Origin of the sequence: Paracoccus caeni (assembly GCF_016629665.1) — a bacterium.
In the GTDB taxonomy this organism is placed as follows: Bacteria; Pseudomonadota; Alphaproteobacteria; order Rhodobacterales; family Rhodobacteraceae; genus Paracoccus; species Paracoccus caeni.
This window is the reverse complement of record NZ_JAEPRQ010000002.1, coordinates 550726-567704: the sequence shown is the minus strand read 5'-3', so window position 1 is coordinate 567704 and position 16979 is coordinate 550726. Positions and strand designations below refer to the sequence as shown.

24 protein-coding genes are annotated in these 16979 nt (G+C 57.6%); 7 read left to right on the top strand and 17 right to left on the bottom strand.

The window, feature by feature from the left end; genetic code table 11:
* The first annotated feature begins 388 nt into the window (after positions 1-388).
* The 5 genes from JJJ17_RS09475 (at position 389) to JJJ17_RS09455 (ending at position 2979) form a co-directional block, all read left to right on the top strand.
* The gene (locus JJJ17_RS09475; RefSeq protein ID WP_200685738.1) at positions 389-715 is read left to right on the top strand and encodes an ArsR/SmtB family transcription factor; all 327 of its coding nucleotides are present in this window, start codon (positions 389-391) and stop codon (positions 713-715) included.
* Positions 712-1119, top strand: coding sequence for an SRPBCC family protein (locus JJJ17_RS09470; protein WP_200685736.1), 408 nt, complete (start codon positions 712-714; stop codon positions 1117-1119). Before JJJ17_RS09475 ends, JJJ17_RS09470 begins: the two co-directional genes overlap by 4 nt.
* Positions 1120-1129: 10 nt before the next feature.
* Positions 1130-1333, top strand: coding sequence for a hypothetical protein (locus JJJ17_RS09465; protein ID WP_200685734.1), 204 nt, complete (start codon positions 1130-1132; stop codon positions 1331-1333).
* Positions 1330-1950 (top strand): YdeI/OmpD-associated family protein, encoded by a 621-nt coding sequence (locus JJJ17_RS09460; protein WP_200685732.1) that lies wholly within the window; start codon positions 1330-1332, stop codon positions 1948-1950. Before JJJ17_RS09465 ends, JJJ17_RS09460 begins: the two co-directional genes overlap by 4 nt.
* 138 nt (positions 1951-2088) lie before the next feature.
* The gene (locus tag JJJ17_RS09455; protein ID WP_200685730.1) at positions 2089-2979 is read left to right on the top strand and encodes a serine hydrolase domain-containing protein; all 891 of its coding nucleotides are present in this window, start codon (positions 2089-2091) and stop codon (positions 2977-2979) included.
* 565 nt (positions 2980-3544) lie between these two features.
* Here the strand turns inward: JJJ17_RS09455 and JJJ17_RS20540 are convergent.
* From JJJ17_RS20540 to JJJ17_RS09435, 4 genes are all read right to left on the bottom strand, one after another.
* Positions 3545-4378 (bottom strand): restriction endonuclease, encoded by an 834-nt coding sequence (locus JJJ17_RS20540; protein ID WP_200685728.1) that lies wholly within the window; start codon positions 4376-4378, stop codon positions 3545-3547.
* Between the two features lie 20 nt (positions 4379-4398).
* Positions 4399-5568 carry a ParB N-terminal domain-containing protein gene (locus JJJ17_RS09445; protein ID WP_200685726.1) on the bottom strand — a complete coding sequence of 390 codons (1170 nt, stop codon included), beginning with the start codon at positions 5566-5568 and terminating at the stop codon, positions 4399-4401.
* A 351-nt stretch (positions 5569-5919) separates the two neighbouring features.
* The gene (locus JJJ17_RS09440) at positions 5920-6537 is read right to left on the bottom strand and encodes an SOS response-associated peptidase (protein WP_200685724.1); all 618 of its coding nucleotides are present in this window, start codon (positions 6535-6537) and stop codon (positions 5920-5922) included.
* 3 nt (positions 6538-6540) lie between these two features.
* The gene (locus tag JJJ17_RS09435) at positions 6541-6858 is read right to left on the bottom strand and encodes a hypothetical protein (protein ID WP_200685722.1); all 318 of its coding nucleotides are present in this window, start codon (positions 6856-6858) and stop codon (positions 6541-6543) included.
* Between the two features lie 570 nt (positions 6859-7428).
* Between JJJ17_RS09435 and JJJ17_RS09430 the strand changes: the two genes are divergently transcribed.
* The gene (locus tag JJJ17_RS09430) at positions 7429-7857 is read left to right on the top strand and encodes a hypothetical protein (RefSeq protein WP_200685720.1); all 429 of its coding nucleotides are present in this window, start codon (positions 7429-7431) and stop codon (positions 7855-7857) included.
* Positions 7858-7929: 72 nt separating this feature from the next.
* On the opposite strand, the gene JJJ17_RS09425 is transcribed toward JJJ17_RS09430, so the two are convergent.
* A complete protein-coding gene (locus JJJ17_RS09425) occupies positions 7930-8148 on the bottom strand; it encodes a hypothetical protein (protein ID WP_200685718.1) in 219 nt (72 codons plus the stop codon).
* A 13-nt stretch (positions 8149-8161) separates the two neighbouring features.
* Positions 8162-8797 (bottom strand): peptidoglycan recognition protein family protein, encoded by a 636-nt coding sequence (locus JJJ17_RS09420; RefSeq protein WP_234463994.1) that lies wholly within the window; start codon positions 8795-8797, stop codon positions 8162-8164.
* Positions 8798-8862: 65 nt separating this feature from the next.
* Here JJJ17_RS09420 and JJJ17_RS09415 point away from each other — a divergent pair, with 65 nt between their 5' ends.
* Entirely contained in the window at positions 8863-9072 is a 210-nt protein-coding gene (locus tag JJJ17_RS09415) for a hypothetical protein (protein ID WP_325168793.1), read from the top strand.
* Between the two features lie 207 nt (positions 9073-9279).
* On the opposite strand, the gene JJJ17_RS09410 is transcribed toward JJJ17_RS09415, so the two are convergent.
* From JJJ17_RS09410 to JJJ17_RS09360, 11 genes are all read right to left on the bottom strand, one after another.
* Positions 9280-9642, bottom strand: a complete 363-nt coding sequence (locus JJJ17_RS09410) for a hypothetical protein (RefSeq protein ID WP_200685716.1) — start codon at positions 9640-9642, stop codon at positions 9280-9282.
* A 457-nt stretch (positions 9643-10099) separates the two neighbouring features.
* On the bottom strand, positions 10100-10375 hold the full coding sequence (locus tag JJJ17_RS09405; protein ID WP_200685715.1) for a hypothetical protein: 276 nt from the start codon (positions 10373-10375) through the stop codon (positions 10100-10102).
* Positions 10376-10382: 7 nt separating this feature from the next.
* The gene (locus tag JJJ17_RS09400) at positions 10383-11126 is read right to left on the bottom strand and encodes a hypothetical protein (RefSeq protein WP_200685714.1); all 744 of its coding nucleotides are present in this window, start codon (positions 11124-11126) and stop codon (positions 10383-10385) included.
* Positions 11127-11129: 3 nt separating this feature from the next.
* The gene (locus JJJ17_RS09395) at positions 11130-12764 is read right to left on the bottom strand and encodes an SGNH/GDSL hydrolase family protein (protein ID WP_200685713.1); all 1635 of its coding nucleotides are present in this window, start codon (positions 12762-12764) and stop codon (positions 11130-11132) included.
* Between the two features lie 13 nt (positions 12765-12777).
* Entirely contained in the window at positions 12778-14661 is a 1884-nt protein-coding gene (locus JJJ17_RS09390) for a phage tail protein (RefSeq protein ID WP_200685712.1), read from the bottom strand.
* 16 nt (positions 14662-14677) lie between these two features.
* Positions 14678-14821 carry a hypothetical protein gene (locus JJJ17_RS09385; RefSeq protein WP_200685711.1) on the bottom strand — a complete coding sequence of 48 codons (144 nt, stop codon included), beginning with the start codon at positions 14819-14821 and terminating at the stop codon, positions 14678-14680.
* A 179-nt stretch (positions 14822-15000) separates the two neighbouring features.
* Positions 15001-15366 carry a hypothetical protein gene (locus JJJ17_RS09380; RefSeq protein WP_200685710.1) on the bottom strand — a complete coding sequence of 122 codons (366 nt, stop codon included), beginning with the start codon at positions 15364-15366 and terminating at the stop codon, positions 15001-15003.
* Positions 15363-15791, bottom strand: coding sequence for a phage tail tube protein (locus JJJ17_RS09375; RefSeq protein ID WP_200685709.1), 429 nt, complete (start codon positions 15789-15791; stop codon positions 15363-15365). The genes JJJ17_RS09380 and JJJ17_RS09375 overlap by 4 nt, the downstream gene beginning before the upstream one ends.
* 25 nt (positions 15792-15816) lie before the next feature.
* Entirely contained in the window at positions 15817-16239 is a 423-nt protein-coding gene (locus JJJ17_RS09370; RefSeq protein ID WP_200685708.1) for a hypothetical protein, read from the bottom strand.
* 3 nt (positions 16240-16242) lie between these two features.
* Positions 16243-16569, bottom strand: coding sequence for a head-tail joining protein (locus tag JJJ17_RS09365; protein ID WP_200685706.1), 327 nt, complete (start codon positions 16567-16569; stop codon positions 16243-16245).
* Positions 16569-16919, bottom strand: coding sequence for a DUF2190 family protein (locus JJJ17_RS09360; protein ID WP_200685704.1), 351 nt, complete (start codon positions 16917-16919; stop codon positions 16569-16571). Before JJJ17_RS09360 ends, JJJ17_RS09365 begins: the two co-directional genes overlap by 1 nt.
* Between the last annotated feature and the right edge of the window lie 60 nt (positions 16920-16979).

Sequence of the window (16979 nt, the reverse complement as noted above, 5' to 3'; positions counted from 1 at the left end):
GTCCAGAAATGACCACTTCAGGTGACCTAAGCCGTCGCCGTAAGAGCTGTAGTCATATGGTCCCGCATAGCAAACGCCGTGCCCCCGGCACAGTAGGTCATCTTTGCTTGACGGTTGGGATGGAAGTGCCTGATGAAAATCACCCTCTCGCACGGCAATCCCTCTCGCCGTGAGTCTATAATCTACAGAACCTGACAGGCCGCTGTGATCTGCCAGATACTTCTAGTTTTCCGCCAGATTTCTGACCCAAACGGCATCTTGGCCGAGAGCAGTTCGATCGACGCTAGGAGCCCAACTTGCTCGTTTATCAAAGCGCAGCGAAGGTCCGATCTTGACCATTTCATAGCTCCTCGGTTATGAATAAATCATAACCGAGGAGCTATGAAAATTGAATCATCACGATGCGGATACCCTATTCAAGTCGCTTGGCGATCCAACGCGACGGCGGCTGTTCGAGCATCTGTGCGTGAAAGGCGAGCAGTCAGTCAGGGCGTTGACCGATCGAGCCGGTATCTCACAACCTGCCGTGTCAAAGCATCTTTTTGTTCTCAAGGAAGCCGGGCTGGTCACGGGTCAGCAACGTGGACGGGAAACACATTATACAGCTCAAGCTGACGGCCTCCGTTCGTTGGTCGATTGGACCGACCGCATGACAAGGTTCTGGGAGGCCAAGTTTGACCGGCTCGATGTTCTGTTGAAGCGGATGGACCAATGACGAGCGCGGATAGTGAGACCTGTTCGGTCGTTGTCGAACGTGAATTTGCCCATCCGCCAGAACGGGTCTGGCGCGCATTGACCCAGCCTGAGTTGCTTGCGGAGTGGCTGATGCAGAGCGACTTTCAGTTGGAACTCGGTCATGTCTTCTCGTTCTCGGCGGAATGGGGAGCAATCAACTGCCAGGTCGAGGAGATCGAACCTCTCAAGACGCTCTCCTACACCTGGAGCGCATTCGATGTCGAAACTGTGGTCACCTTTACACTGGAACCGACCAGCGCCGGAACCTTGTTGCGAATGGAGCAAAGCGGATTCCGTTCGGATCAGAAACAGGCTCTTGGCGGTGCGAAAGGTGGCTGGGCCGCATTCTTCGACAATCTCCAGAACACACTCGACCAAATATGAGGTATCCGTTTTGAAGCTCAACCATTTCATCCGTCAGTTTCACCGCTGGATGTCGATCATCTTCACCCTGCTCGTGATCGCAGTCTTCGTGATCAGCACCAGACCTGCGCCGCCAGATTGGGCCTTCTATATGCCCCTGCCCGCGTTGGCGCTGATGCTGTTCAGCGGTCTCTACCTGTTCGTCCTGCCGTATGTTCATAAGGGTGAGACATGATTACCGATGTCGAGGATTTCTTTACCAAGGGCTGCGGTCGCTGCGACCGCTTCGACACGCCCGGCTGCTCGACGAAGATCTGGTCTGAAGGTCTGTCAAAGCTGCGCGAGATTTGCCTGTCGGTTGATCTGCAAGAAGAGGTGAGATGGGGGCAGCCCTGCTATCGCCATGCAGGCCGAAACATCGCCATCCTTGGTGCTTACCAAGACAGGTTCGTTATCGGATTCTTCAATGCTGCTTTGATGAAAGACCCGGAGGACGTGCTGGAAAAACCGGGACCGAACACGCAGCACGCAGATACGATCTACTTCATGGAGAGGGCTCAAGTCGCGACCTTGGAGAAGACGATCAGTGCCTATCTGGAAGAGGCGAAGGCCTATGCGGAGGAAGGCAAGAAGCCCCAGGCGAACACGTCTACACCTGACCTGCCGGAAGAGCTTGCCAATGCGCTCGATAATGATCCCGAACTTGCAGAGGCCTTCCATGCCCTGACACCAGGGCGACAACGCAGCTACGTCATCAACCTGAATGGTGCAAAGAAACCCGAGACACGCATCGCCCGCATTGAGAAGTTTCGCGACAACATCATCGACGGCAAGGGTGCTAGTGAGCGATAAAGCGGCCATTTGCCGAATGGCTGCATTGTCCGCTTAACCGCCTTGGCCAGCCCAGTCCATCGCCGCTGGCGGGATCAGGTTGCCAGAGCGACGCGAAGAGCCCATTGCAGACAGTGACGAGGTAACTATGCTGATCCGATGGCGCAAGGCGGACAAATTTTTTCTTGCATTCTTCCCCCTCCCACCAACGAGACGGAGGACAAGGTTGACCCACTCTTTCCCTACTGGAGCTTCACCAAAACGGTCATTGCTGTCAGCGCATTGAGGCTGGCGGAGAGTGATAAGATTAGTCTTGATGAGCCTCTAGCGGATAAGATTTTCACGCTGCGCCAGCTTCTTAACCATACATCTGGCCTGCCCGATTATGGCACGCTTCGCGCTTATCATCTGGCAGTACAAGACGATGAGGAGCCTTGGCCACGCACTGATCTTCTACAGGCAGCCATGGCGCAGGGAATGCGCTTTGCGCCCGGCTGCGGTTGGTCCTACTCGAACATTGGCTACATGCTGGCACGCGATCTGGTGGAAGAAGCTGCAGACCAAACTTTTTCAGAACTAATCAGGGATATGATCAGCATCCCGCTCGGACTTGAAAGCTTAGAACTTGCCGTTGACCGAGAGCGGTTCTCGCGGGTGCATTGGGAAGCAGCTCTACGTTATCACCCGGGGTGGGTTTACCATGGGTGTCTGATTGGGACACCGGGGGACGCCGCACGGCTATTACATTCGTTGTTTTCAGGGCAGCTTCTGAATGCGGCGTCGCTCCAACAGATGATGACCACCGTTCCGCTCGGCGGCGCCATTGATGGACGCCCGTGGACAGAATGTGGCTATGGCCTCGGCCTGATGAGTGGCAGGATGGGAGCAGTGGGAAGAGCAATCGGCCATTCGGGCGGTGGCCCCTTCTGCGTAAACGCGGTGTATCACTTTCCGGACCAGTCGACGCCTGTCACAGTGGCGAGTTTCACCGATGGGCAGAATGAGGGGCAGGCGGAATTTGCGGCGGTAAAGGGAAGTGGAGCTCCGTGACTGCTTTGTCCCGCATAGCGGAAGCTTGGAGATGGGTTCCAGTAGCGGGTGAAGGGATACCGGAACCGTCAGATTTCTCAACGAAAACAGGTCAGGGGTGTCCCGCATCCAGTTCCGGCGCGCCTGTTTTAAATCAATGGGTTATGGTTAAGGTGTCCCACGCCGTTGATCGAATTTTCATCAGCTAAGTTCCGATGCCCAAGATGAAAAGACATCCGATCATCCAGCCTACCAGCCCCAAAAAAATGACAGCCTGAGCAATTGGCACCGCTCCATCTCCCTTCCGCTTCGCGCGGTTCGGTCAGCGGCGGTGCGTGGTGCGTATTGCTGGCATGCGCTACCTTGAAGACCTCGCACTGAAAGGCGTGCGCATCTCGGCCCATAGCGGTCGGTCGCCGCAACAAAGGGCCACCGATCAAACTGTCGTAACCGGACATTGACCTCGCAGCGTTATAGCGGCCACGGCATGGTCGTGGATGGGACAAAGCCGACGTTCAGCGTTAAATGATCAGTTCCTTGTAAGATAAAGCATAATGAAATATTTATGCAGGAAAGAAATCATCGCTCACTCCGGCTTATCAATTAAAAGCATCCCGATTTCTTCCCAAAGATGTCGAATGACATCATCTTCCTCTCGGAGGTGGTCCATTTTGCCAACGCAGGAAACAATTTCTCCAGCTGCTCTCGTGTCGAGCAATAGATAACCATTTTGCTCAGCACTTTTTCTTGCGCCACTCTGATATCCGCTATGTGCGACAAAACATCCTAGAAGTGGCGCAGGACTGCTTCTGAACCACGAAGGTAGCACTCTGATTAGCTCTTCTTTATTGTTACGAATGGAGTTCATCACGTCATTGAAGGCTTGAATTTTATCCCGTGCTACAGGGTGATTATAATATTTGCTTTGCCCAACAATGCGGATTCCTCGCCCTTTTGACAAAAACATGCCAGACCGCGAAAATGCCGGTGCGATTGCTAGGAAATCTATTCCAAATTCATTTCCTTTTGGCGTCACGTGAATGCGCGAGGCTCCAAGTTTTCGCATAAGAAGCCCGCCCAAATACTCGTAATGGCGATCATCCTTTAACCTATCAATCCAATCAATAGCGACAGCTCTTCGCTCCAGCTTGGCTCTATGCCTCCGGTCTGTGAGTGATTGGATGTTCCATCGAAGCTTCAATAGGATACTGTTAGTATACTCAAAGGTCGATATTCCGCCGCAAGCAACGTGTTGATGGTCGCTCTCCTTTAACGCAGAATACAAAGCCTTCTTGAACCTAGATATGTATTCTTCATCTGCTATAGTAACTTGACCTTTGAGCTTCTTAAGTGCCCGAAGACATAGCGCGTCGATTGTAATCTCACCTTCAGATGGCGGCAGGCGAAATACTGCATTCACTATTTCCCCCTTAGTTGAGCTCATTTGTTGAGAAGACCGCGAATTTTTTCCTCAGTCTGTCGCAGTGACGCCAAGATGACATTCAGTCTTTCTTTGTTGCCATCGTCGCTCAAGACAGAAAGGGGCGTATCTCTCAACTGCTTGTCAGCTTCGTCTAGGATGCTGAAGAATTTCTCAACGGCATTCTTCTCCTCATCGCGATCGTGCTCTAACTCGTCCAGTAGAGCTCTATTATAGGATTTGTCGATGTCAGTTCCACTACGAAACTCCATCCAATTCTTCGATGACTTTTGAATAAGGTATGTGACGCTGCGCAAATCATCGCGTTTGGATATCCTCCTACGACCCCACGCCTCGTTTACCTCTGCTTTGGAAGGCTCGCGATCAACACCGTCATCGTCTTCCGCACGTTCAACGGGATAGAACCAAGAGACAAACTCGTTTAGGTTCGCTGCATCCTGAAATTTTTTTTCGTCTTCACTCCAGCGCAACCACTCTTTCAGGGCTATGCTGCTTCGACCAAAAAGCTCTTGGAAAAACGGATAAATTTTCTCATCTATATATCGACCAAACTCAGTCTCGTCTTTGGCTTGCTGGAAAGCGTAGTATCCTCGGACCCATTGCGCTGCACCAAATGCCGAGAGGCCGAATCCTTTACCAACTTCAGTGAAAGATAGCTCCCGGCTTTCCATCTGCTCAACAATTAGCTTGGCTTTGTTGAATGCGGGCCACTCAGATATCCCTGATATGTGTCGCAGACCTTGGAATATCCAAGATGCATCGCCATCCTCATTGGCGCCCTCATACAACAGGCAAGGTATTTTTTTAAAGGTTTCGACAATTGCAACAGGCAGGGGGTCGCCGGAGTCAGAGTGTCCGTTGATAGACTTTGCCGCACAAATCCTTCTGTTTCCCTCAAGGACTATATATGCATCTTCTGAAATCTTTCTAACTACAACTCGGTCAATTGGTAGATACCCATTGTATTCCATAATTGACTTAAGCTTATCAACGTCATGCTCGGAAAACAATCTATCTGACGTCGATTCTTGAATGTCGCTTTTTACGGCATCATCGTCTGAAATATATACCCATTCACTCCCGACAAATCTCGGGTTGTTTGGATCTAAGAATAATTGACTAAGCGGAACTTCTATAGATCTCAGATCGACTGCAAGCGGTCCGCGCATTTAAATTCCTCAATGTATCTTTCTGGCAAATTGATCAAGAAAATATCGATGATGTCAAGGGTTTGTTCTGAAATGCAGCTATGTGGCGTATTTGGATTGAAGATCACCTATGGGGGCTTCCACGCCCCGAGGCCGTGGACGGCCGCAGGCTCCTTCGGACGGCAGGTATGGGGCTTTCGCATCCGAAGCAAGGGCAGCTGAAGGTTTTCATCATATGACCGCTTTACCCAGTGCTGACCTCGCCATGCCGCACCGCGATCTGTCCGCTTCCCGCGTTTGTCTACGTTAAAAACCTCGACGTCGGCGTATGTTAGATACAAGGGTTATTTTGTGGGTGTCGCCCGCGGTTGCTCATACGGGTTCGTCTGAAAGACGGAGCATTCCATTTTGGAGAGGCTGCTGCAACTCTGCCGCCGGAATGCCGCCCATCCACGCTTCCCATTCATCCGGCTCGGTCAGGATTACCGGCATCGCTTTTGGGTGAACCGCCTTCACTTCGGCGTTGGGATCACAGGTCAGGAAGGCGTAGAGATCGTCCGTCGTCTCGCCATCCTTGACCTTGCGCACCGAGGTCCAGTCGCGAAGCTCGATTCCGGCGAAAAACATCGGCTTGTCATCGGCCGAGGCGAACCATTGATTGCCCTTTCCTTTGCCCTTCGGCTCCGCGAAGCTGGTCAGCGGCACCAGGCAGCGATGATCCTTGCCCAACCAGCGGCGCCAGTGCGCCGACCCGAGATTGCGGACATTGGTGACGCCGGGGTCGCGTTCCGTCTTCAGGGCGAACTTTGGCGATGGCATACCCCACCGGGCCTTGACCAGCTCTAGGCCATCGTCGCCGTGACGAATGATCGCGCCCAGTTGATCGGGATAGACCTGACCCGGCGCGAGATTGCCGGCATGATCGGTCATTCCTTTGACCACCTGGCGCATCGCCTCTTGTGTCGTGGTATTGCTGTAGAGGTTGCACATGGGTCAGGCCCTCTCATCCTTCCAGATCCATTTCGTGATCTTTCGGACTGGGCGGCGAACCGTCAAGCCTTCGACCATTTCATGCGCCATTGGGATTTTCCAGCGCATGACCATGTACTCCGATGTCCGGCAGCGGGCGCAGCCCCACGGCGGGATATGAGCATCATGAAAAGGGTCCTCGATCACCTTGGCCAGATCAGAGGCCCAATAGTTCACCTGCCGACGGCAGCCATTGCAGCGCATCACGATCAGCATGCCGTCGGCGGCGCAGTTCATGATGTTACGGTTCACACCGCGATTATTTGAGGGGACCGCGGGCATCGTCGCGCCCTACTTGCGACCAAACGGAAGATAAGGCGATCGATACGTCGGAAGGGTTGTGCCGTCTGCAAGCTCCAGTGACGGAAACGCATTGAGGAAGGAAATCGCCGCCTGTGGGTGTCGAAAGTAGAGAGCGACTGAGTCTCGCACGGTTCTGCGCCCACCGCTATGCCACGCGAATTCGGTCCTGCCGATATGCTCAGCAAGCCACTGATGTGGATCCGGTTTGACCGACACAAAGCCGCGCTCTGGTACAAAGATCAGAACCCGCACCGGAAAGGCGCCTTCATCGATTTTTACTTGGGGCGTGGAACGTCGGGACATGGAGGGAACAAAAAGGAAACATACGATTCGGTCAAGGCGGTATGAACTGATGATTGTTAGGCAGAGCATTCCACTTGGAACTAGTGCCCGCGATCACCGTTCAGCCCACACCACCCACGGAGAGGCTCTCGCTCTCTGTGTCAGTTCTGGTTGCGAAGCAAGCGCCGATCGGCAAGACTTTAGCTCGGCATCGAACGCTGGCTGGAAGACCGTGGCGGGCCACCAAACTTTGACAAAGGACTCGTCGTGAACCGGATTTTTTTTATCTTGATATTGGGAATTAGCCCGAGCTTCGCATTATCTGATGACTGGCCCATCGGCTTCATGGAGTTAGACCCAAAGGATCAAGTTGTCGCAACTGGCTTCACCGTTGGCATCGTTACTGCTTGTGCCAAGGGTGGTGCGGATGATTTTGACGAAGAAATCGTTTCCCAATTCGAGCTCGGGGCGGAACAAGCTTTTGATGATATTGGGATTGACCTTGCAGAGGACGCGAACAAAAAACGATATCAACAAGGGTTCGACGCCGCCCCAAGCTATATAGTCGCGTTGGGTGGCATCTCTGAAGCATGTCCAATCATCCAGGAGCAGCTTAACCGCGCACATGAGTGTTGGACATCCCCGAGAACGGACCCTAGCCGGTCAGTGCCTGAAAGTGACATTGAGCCATGCTAGGGATTGAGCGTCAAAGATGAATTCCTCATGTAAGGCCTCGCAGTGAAGACGGAAGCTTCGCGCGAGAACTACCTATTCCGCAGGCGTGTTCACCCGATCAGGCACAAAATACCCGATCGCGATTGCCGCGACGAAGCCGACCAGCGCCGACATCCCCGGCCCCGCCAGACTCGGCGCATAAGAGGCCATGACCTCGGCCCATGCCGTGCTGACAATCGAGCCAACGCCCGAGCCGGTCAGCAGCTTGTTGGTCGGCAGTGCCGACAGTTGGTTTGCAAGTGTTGTTTTCATGGTCAGGCTCCTTTCAGGAAAGCGCGAACAGTTCGCAGCGGACCATCTCGCGCAGACGGTCGCCGACAGTGATGGGATCGGCCGGGCCGGACATGCCGGGCAGGACGGTGATGTCCCATTTGTTCTTCTGGGTGACGCCAAGGCTCGGCTGGATCTCGGCGTGCGACAGCACGGACCAGCGCGACAGCGGAATGTCATAGACACGGCACAGACGGGCCGTCTCGCGGACCAGTGTGGACACCTGCTGCGCGGTGATCGGTGCCTTGCCCCACGTGAAGGGGCGCTCTTTCGCCCCGGCCATCGCGCAGATTGACAGTCCAATGGCGCCGCTGTTGGCATTCAACGTGTGCGAGCGCGACGTGGTCGGATCAACCGGCCAGCGCACTTTGCCCGCGCCGTCGATCAGCGCGTGATAGGCCTTCAGATCGGTGGCGTTCGGCTCATGCCCGCCACCGGTCCAGTGCCAATGGATCCGTGTGATCCCTGTCGGATGGCGGAACGGCAAGCCTTTGGCCTTCTGCGCCGCCAGAGCGGCGGCATAGGCGGCGCGGGTGCGCGGGCCGTCAATTCCATCAATCGGGCCGGGCCAGAAGCCCAAGGCGGCGCAGCGCGCTTGCTGCGCGCGCACCGCGTTCATCACGGCAGTCATCGGTATCTCCATGAAAAAAGCCCGCGCGAGGCGGGCGGGTGTGGGTTGCTGGTTCGGAGCGGACCGTGCAGAAGGCCGCCATGAAGGCGACTCACGACGACAAGACATTCACCCTGACCGGGCGATATTGGTCTGGAACCTACCCGCTCGAGGACCTGCCAAAGCAACTGGCGTTCTACCGCATGCTAAGGGCGGAATATCCCAAGTCCGGCACCAGCTATGACGAGACGATCGCTGAGTTGGAGCGCCTCACCAAGATTCTGACGCGAAAATAAGCCGCCTGCGGTATCATCGACTTCACTCTGGAGACGGAGGGCCGGTAGCTGCGTCTTCGGACACGGAAGGCGCGGCGATTAAAATACGCTGATACGCCATCGCCAACCGGCGCATTAGCCGTCACGGTGCGTGACGTCAATTATTTGCCATCATGTCGACAACGGGGTTCGTCAGTCTTGCCACACTAATAACGTATCTATTTTTGGTCACTCTGGCTCTATTCCAAGTCCTTGTAACATTTCTCTAAATTTCCCCGACGCACGTATATCCAAAAGTTTTGTGTAATCGCCTTCATAAGCAACAGGCAAATATGTCCCTGCTCCATAGCTTCCCAACACACCCTTCTCAGGGCTGAGGAACATCACAAAAGTTCCAGTATCTCTTTCTAAAAGTAGACGCCCGCCAATAAGCTCGCCCACAATCGACCCTCTGGTTGGTTGCGCACTAGCAAAGTTGCGATATTCTATTCTCACGTAATCTACCTGAAGCTGGCTCCCATTCAATGGCTTGATTTCTAATATTTCCATCTTGCGATGAAGATCAAGCCATAGACCTTCATAGCTATTCACATCACCCGATGAACCGCCTTTCCTCAGTTGGACGGCATCCTCTAATCTCCGTATAGATTCATCGCTATCAGCTAGATTAGCTCTCTCTGGCGCCTGGGACCAAAGAGGCTGCACATACGATGGCGACATCACTGCCGCAGCCAAGATTGCCGGAAGCAAGATCTCGGTAAAATTATGTCGAAGGTTCAATTTAGTCAGACCCGTTAAATACACGATGCGAGAAACTTGCCCCCCTCAGGACGCGGCATCTTCGCCTATAGAAAATCACTAGATAATGAAGTGCAAGATGCAAAAACAGCGACTAAATTACAGCCTTGAAAAAATATACACTTTTTTTGGGTTTCCGAACTTCTCCTGTAAACTTACGGCGCGCCATTCGCGCACAGTCTAGCTCTGTCCGTTGGATTGTTCACCCGGTCGTTAAGGCTTCCCCCGCATTTCAGCGTTACGGCGTCAGCTACCTTCCCCGACCAGGCGGCTGCGTGCGGTCATCCCAGTGCTGAATGTGCCCGCGCCCGAGCAGGATTTTGATGTCGCGGTTTTGCTCACGCATCATGTCGGTCAGATCCTCCAGCTTTTCACGGGTATCGAGGCGTTCGCGCTCGATCTGCTTTTCGAGACGCGCGATGTCTTTGGAGTTGGTTCCCATCTTGGCCTCCATTCTGACGAGCCAGACGCCAAGCCCGATGAAGGCCATGATGATGGCCCAGAAATCCCGCAGCGCTTCCAGCATTCCCAACTCAGGTCACAAACGGGATATCGATTCCGAGGCTGCGCTGTGCATAACCATGCACCAGGTGCGCGGCCTCGCGAGTGTCGGTGATTGTCAGACTGGCGTTGTACATCAGGGCGCTGTTGATCTGCACCGGGTTTACATAGGACGGCGTGTAGCCGCGCCCGAGGCGAAGCGGATGCGCGTTCGCGCTGATCTTTCGCGACAGGCCAGCAGGGTAGTCGATGACGCCGGAGGTCTGGCCGCTGCTGTGGTTCTCGATCCAGATATTGCTGCCGCCGACCTTCAGCGAACAGATCGCCCATTGGTTCATGATCGGGCCGTTCGCATTGACGGTCTGGTGGGTATCGTTGCTGAGACCGGCCAGCCCTGCGATCCGATCATTGGTGGCAAAACGCACCAATGCGACGCCGGCATTGCCCGGCCCGCCCCATCCACCGATGAAAGCCGATTCCGAGTTGGTCAGGCTGCGCACACACGCCACCAGCGTCATGAACGTCGTCTCGGGCACGCCGGTCTGCAGGTAGTTGGCGCCGCTCAGCTCGGCATAACCTTCTTCCCACAACGGTGAGCCGACAGCGACCGCGCCGCTTGTCTTGCCCGACCAGTCGGTCAACCCGACCTCTCTGCCGCTGCCGAGGAAGAAAGCCCCGGCCAGCTGCGGGCGAAACGGGATCTTGAAGGCCGCCAGCGGCGGATAGCCGGTGCCGGGCAGAGCGATGTTTCCGATGTCGAGGACGCGCGTTTTCATGGTTCAGCCTTTCAAGCTCAGTTCGACAAGGGTTTTGGCAATCATGGTCGCGCCCAGCGGATCGCTGACATGGGACTGGTCGCGCCACAGACCGGCCGCATTGGCGGTCGGGAAACCGGGCCAGCGATCCAGCAGCGAGATCACCTGATGACCGCGCGGGATCGCCCAGTTCCAAAGCGCATCCCGGTAATCCGCCAGCGGCGTGACCGCAGGCCCCTGCGATTCCGAGGGCACGACGAACACAAAGCCGATATCCGGCACCGCCAGGTGGCAGGCGTCCACGATCTGCTGCAGAGCCTCGACATAGACCGAGGGCGGGGAATTGGCGCTGCGGTAATCATTCGTGCCGAGGACGACCACGACGACATCAGGCTGCATCTCGGCCAGCGGCGTGGTCAGGTATTGGGTATAGTTCTTGACCCAGAAGCCCGCCGTGCCGCCATTGCCGAGCTTGAGCACCTGGACGCCCGCGACCGGCGCGCGGGTCGTGTAGATGTAGTCGATGACGACGGTGCCACCGCCGGTGTTATTGGTCACATCGAGGCGCAGACTGTGCGGCCCGTCGGCCAGACCGGAAATGTTGATGACCGCTCGGCTCTGCGAGTTGTTGCAGACCACCTCGACATAAGCGCCGCCGTCGATCGAGTAGCGGAAGCTGCCACCGTGGTGGCGATAGACGATCTGAATATCGGTGGCCTCAAAGTCGAGATACTGGATCGCCGCCGTGGTGCCCGTGGTCCAGGTCGAGTTGCCGTCCGGCCCCGCCCCATAGGGAAAGACAGACTGATTGGAGCCGTCGGTCTGATCCCAGCCGGTGGCGGTCCACGTCACGCCCGGCACGAATTCAAAGTGCTGGACGCCGGACCGGAAGCCGCCGCCGGCCATCTCGTAATCCTTGGCCAGCAGGTTGTAGAGCGCGCGCGGGATCGGCGCCTGTTCGATCCAGCTGTCGCCGATCAACGCGATCTTGGCCTTGGCGCCGGGCTCGCCCAGCTCGACCTTGCTGATGGCGGTGCGCCAGCGGTGCAGGTTGTTGTTGTCTGAATAGGTGAACGCCGCGTCCTGTGCAGGATCCGGCGCGGCCTTGCCCGGAAACATCACCTCCCCATCGTGAAGCCACATGAACACCTGTTCACCAGCTGCGAGGATCGGGACATAGGAGGGCTCGGTGCCCTCGACATCGACTGTTCCCGCCGCCAGGCCGTGACCAGCGACATTGCCATCCTCATCGACCCACATCAGCACCCGTTCACCGGCGGCGATCAGCGGCACCATCCCGCCGTTCTCGGGTTCGGCCTCGGGCAGCACCCGCTCGAAGAGCTGACTGGTCGGCACGCGTGCGCGAACGCCCCACCATGGGCCATTGGTCGGAGAATCCGGATCGTCGGGCGCGAAGAGCGGATCGTCTGCGAAGAGGCCAGGGGCCCGCGAGGCGATCCAGTCGCCCTCGATCGTGGTGATCAGGCCCAGCTGCGTCGGCAGATTGGCTTGGCCGAATTCGGCGGCGGAATTGCGGCTGAAGAAGGCTTTGGCAGAGCGGGCAAGGATCTCCGCGATGACACGGTTCATCTCGCTGTCATGCGACTGCTTCGTGGCCTGCCCGTTTGCAACAGGCAGACTATAGACGGGCATAGCCATCTTGCTCTCCGATTTAGGTGGTGGTGGCGCTGATGCTGGCGCTGAAGGTCGACGGGTTCCCGTTTCTGTCGATCGAGCGCGCGAAGTAATACCGGGTAGCCCCGGGCCCGAGGCCGGTATGGACCTCGGTCACCGCGGCATTGGCCGATCCGTAGATCGGACCCAGGAGCAGAACCGCGGCGCCGGCGTTGTCGACATCGGCGACGTAGATTTCCATCGCACGGTAATGCGAATTGTTCGGCGACCTGAAAGTGACCGCGATCTGCCCGGTACCACCGATCGCGCTGATAGGTGTCGGGGCGGGTGCGAGAAATGCTCCGGCAGATGCCGTGATCGGCCCCGCAACGACCTGTTCTGAGGTGCCAGACGGTGCGATCGTCCAAACCCGTATCTGATATGGTTTGCCCAGTTCGACCGGAGCGAGATAGCCGAACACCTTTCCGGCACCATCGACAACGTCGCTTTCGACCGAGCCGCCTGCCTGCCACGGATCGCTCCCCTGGCGATATTCCCACCCATATCCAAGCGTTGAGCTTGAGGGGGACGGATCGAAAGAAAACCGGATGCGCGCGATCGTGGTGTCTCCGGACGTCATGACGGTCGATGCGTCGCTGAGCAGGGTCACATTCTCCGGTGGTTTGACCCCCTTCACGTCAGGGTCGAAAGCTTCGATCGTAACATCCTGTTCGTCGGTCGCCGGGTTCCATGCATAGATTGCGGGCGAGGTCTCGCGTAGCGAAACCGGGCACCGCATAGCGGACCCTTCCAGGCCGATCGGGTCAAATCCGGGATGAATCATCTCGACCTCATAAATCCCGCTGCGGCTCAGATAGGGGGCAGGAAGGTCAAGCTGCATCACCGATAGGGCGACAAGATCAAATGCCTGACCCGGCAGGACGCCCGACCAACTCCGCTGCATGCGGGTGCGCCGGCCCATGATGGCCGCGACGTACTGAGCCTGCCGGTGATCTGTGACCAGCCCGAGATCATATCGTCCCGGCCGGGCCGTTCCACCATCCTCCGCCTGCGCGCCGGGCAGGATGAAGATCGGCGTCGTGGCCTCCTCATACATACGCAAGGGCGAGGTGTATGTAGCGGTGGGCGCGAAGGCAGCACCGAGCGAGTTGCGCACGCCGCGCATGACCATGCCGACCTCGCCAAGGGCCAGCTTCATGCCGGCCAGCGATTTGACGGTGCGGTTGCTCATCACCGCGCCAAGCTCTTCGGCCCGGGCGGCATATTCCCCCATGGCCTTGCCGCCGTCTCGCAGCAGCGGCAGCAGCAACGTGCTGTCCGAGGCGATAGCCTCCATGTAGAAGGTCATATCCTGCTGGTTCAGGTTCGCCTTTTCGAGTGTGTCGACATAGAGTTGCAGGGCTTTCGGTCCGGACAGTTTGCGGAACTGATCCGCCGTTACCCCGACTTTCGGCGCGACCACTTCGAAGAAATCCTTCATCGGACCGCCGCCGGTCGAGATGAAGTCGCCGACGCGATCGTTCATGTCTTTCAGGATGTCCGACAGCTTTTCCTGCTCGATGCCGACGGTGCGCGCACCCGCGGCCCAGCCCTGGAACTCTTCGGGCGTGGCGTTGGCCATGCGGGACAGGTTCTGGATCTCACCGGCCGCATTGATCGCTGCCGCCGACAGCCCGGCTAGTGCGACGGTGGCGGTCGCGGCTGCCGTCGCGATCGCCGCGCCAAGATTCTTTCCGATGCCGCCGAGCCTGTCCTGCAGCGAGCGCACGCCCGGCAAATCGCCAAGCGCGCCGAGGCGGCGGTTGACCTCGCCGCTGAAGCGCTGGATCCCCGTCCGCGCTTCGGCCATGCCGCGCTGGAACTCTTTCTGATCGACCGACAGGCCAACGCGAAGTCGGCCCACCACTGCTGATCTCGCCATCGGCTGACTTCCTTGGTTACGGGGATTGTGGTGCGCCGACGGCGCGGGCGCGCCACTGGCTCATTGTGGTGCGCGGCAGTTGCGCCTTCAGACCGGCAAGATACATCTGCACGTCAGGCTTGCCTTTGCCACGCGCCAGCAGCTTGTCGAGCTTCGGCACCTTCTTTTGCCGATGCAGGACCGCCGACAGCCATGCCGCGGTGATCGCAAGATCTTCTTGCCGCCGCAGTCTTTCCTGGGCGGTCTCAATCTCGATCAGGGCCAGCCGGGGTGTGATGTCCCAGAACCGTTCCGGATCGAGATCGAGCAGCAGCCAGGCGCGATGGAGCTTGGCGAGGTCTAGCGCCTCGCCTTCCGCTTTCCCGTGGTCTTCGCGCCGGTGGACCCTCCGGCATCTACGTCAGCGCCTGACGGAATGGCAGCGGCGATGAGCTTGCCGGGCAAGCTCATATCGGCGGCGAGCAGATCATCCGCCAGATAGTCGTCCGCGTCGGTATGGTGCCGGGAAAGCGCCAACTCGACCACGCGCAGCAGCGGGGTCATTTCCGGAGGAACCCCGGCGTCCAGGTCAGTGTCATCCTTGAACAGCGGCGCGAGGTCCGCGCCGAATTCCTGCTGCAGATGACCAATCCCACGGATGCCGAGATAAAGCCGGTAGGTCTTTCCGGCATGCTTGACGGTCACTTCGCCTGTAATCGCGCTCACGGCTCACCTGCTTCCGGTTCGATGAAGCTGGACAGGCGGAAGGTTACCTCTGCCGTCATCTTGTCATCGATCGGCGCCGAACGGTTATAGCCGTTGACGAAGCCGACGAATTGCTCAGGGGTGCCGCCCTCGGTGATGGTGATTTCAACGATCACATCCTCGCCGCTGGCCTTCAGCTCCCTGCAAAGGACATCCGAGGGCGAATTGGGGATGTAGTTCATCGGGATGGTCAGCTCGCCGCTGTCGATCAGTCCCGCAATGAACTGGCGACGACGGCCCGGCGATTTCATATGGGTGACCTCGACCTCATCGATCTGTTCGTCAGGCAGATCGAGGTCGCCGATCAGGGCAAGTTCGGTAAAGGTGGGCGTCGCCCCCCGACCGATGCGTACGGTGGAACCGTAGCCGATCATTCCATCAGCCATCGCTGTTTCCTTTCAGGGTTGTGGTTCAGGGAAGTGACGGTTCCGACCGCCAGGACTGCACCCGGAAACTCATCACCAGGGTGCCGACATTTTTTCGAGACGACGTGTGGCTGATCACCGAGGTGTCCTCGAGGACGCAGCGATGTTCGGGATTGCGCAACGCAGCGAGGACCGCAGCCTCGATCTCGGCGCTGTCATCGTCGAGGGTGTCCTCGATCTCTTCATCGCCGATCCGCCGCACCGCGATCTGCAGCAGCGTCCGTCTGGTCACCGTCTTTTGCGTGTCTCGCGCGCTCGGCTCCTGCGGGGTCAGAACCCCGATCACCGGCAGGGTTTCGTCATCGACCGAGCCGGGCCAGACTTTCATGATGGTGAAACCGGCGAAACGCGGATGGGCCGCGAGCGCTTCGCGCACCAATCGGCGATATTCACTGCGATAATGGGCCATGGTTCAGCTGACCTCTTGCAGCTCGCAGATGACAAAGGCGTCAATGCTGGGCGAGCCGCTGTTATGTGTGGTGGTGACCTTGAACCGGCGGCCATCGCCGATCCTGATGTGATCGCCGCGCCGCACCTCAGGTGCGAGGTTGCGTTCGACGCGCCATGTCGGCGCGTCGATCAGAACATTCTGCCCATCGGCCCCCTGAACCTCGATCGGCTGTTCCCGGAAGATCGACTGGATGTCCCGGGCGTCGATGCTGTTTTGAGGTTCGTACCGGACCTGCGCCCCGAACACGCCGGAAAGCAGGCCCGTCAGGCCGTTGAACAGGGATGTCATCAGGCGGCAGGCGCTGCGGGTGCGGCACCGTTGAGGCGGACAACACCGGTCGGCGACGGGTTTGCAGCGGCAGCGAGGGCGACGCCGATGAAGACATTCCCTGCAGCGGTAGCGGTGGTCGCGAGACCAGTCGACGAAATGTAGATCGCCTGACCAACGGTCCAAGCCTGTGCCGACACCTTTGCCAGTTCGTGTACCCCCTCAAGCGCGATCTCGACCGGCTCTGCAGGCTCCGCGGCGAACTGCGCCACGCCGACCAGTACGCCGACCTGAACGAGTGCGCCACTGGCCACACTGGCGGGCGCAGGCACTGTGACCACGTGGCCGGGTTGGATGAAGTTCTTTGCCATGTTTTTCCCTTTCGCTGTCGATGAAAGACAAAGGACGCCCGTAGGCGCCCTTTGTCTGCT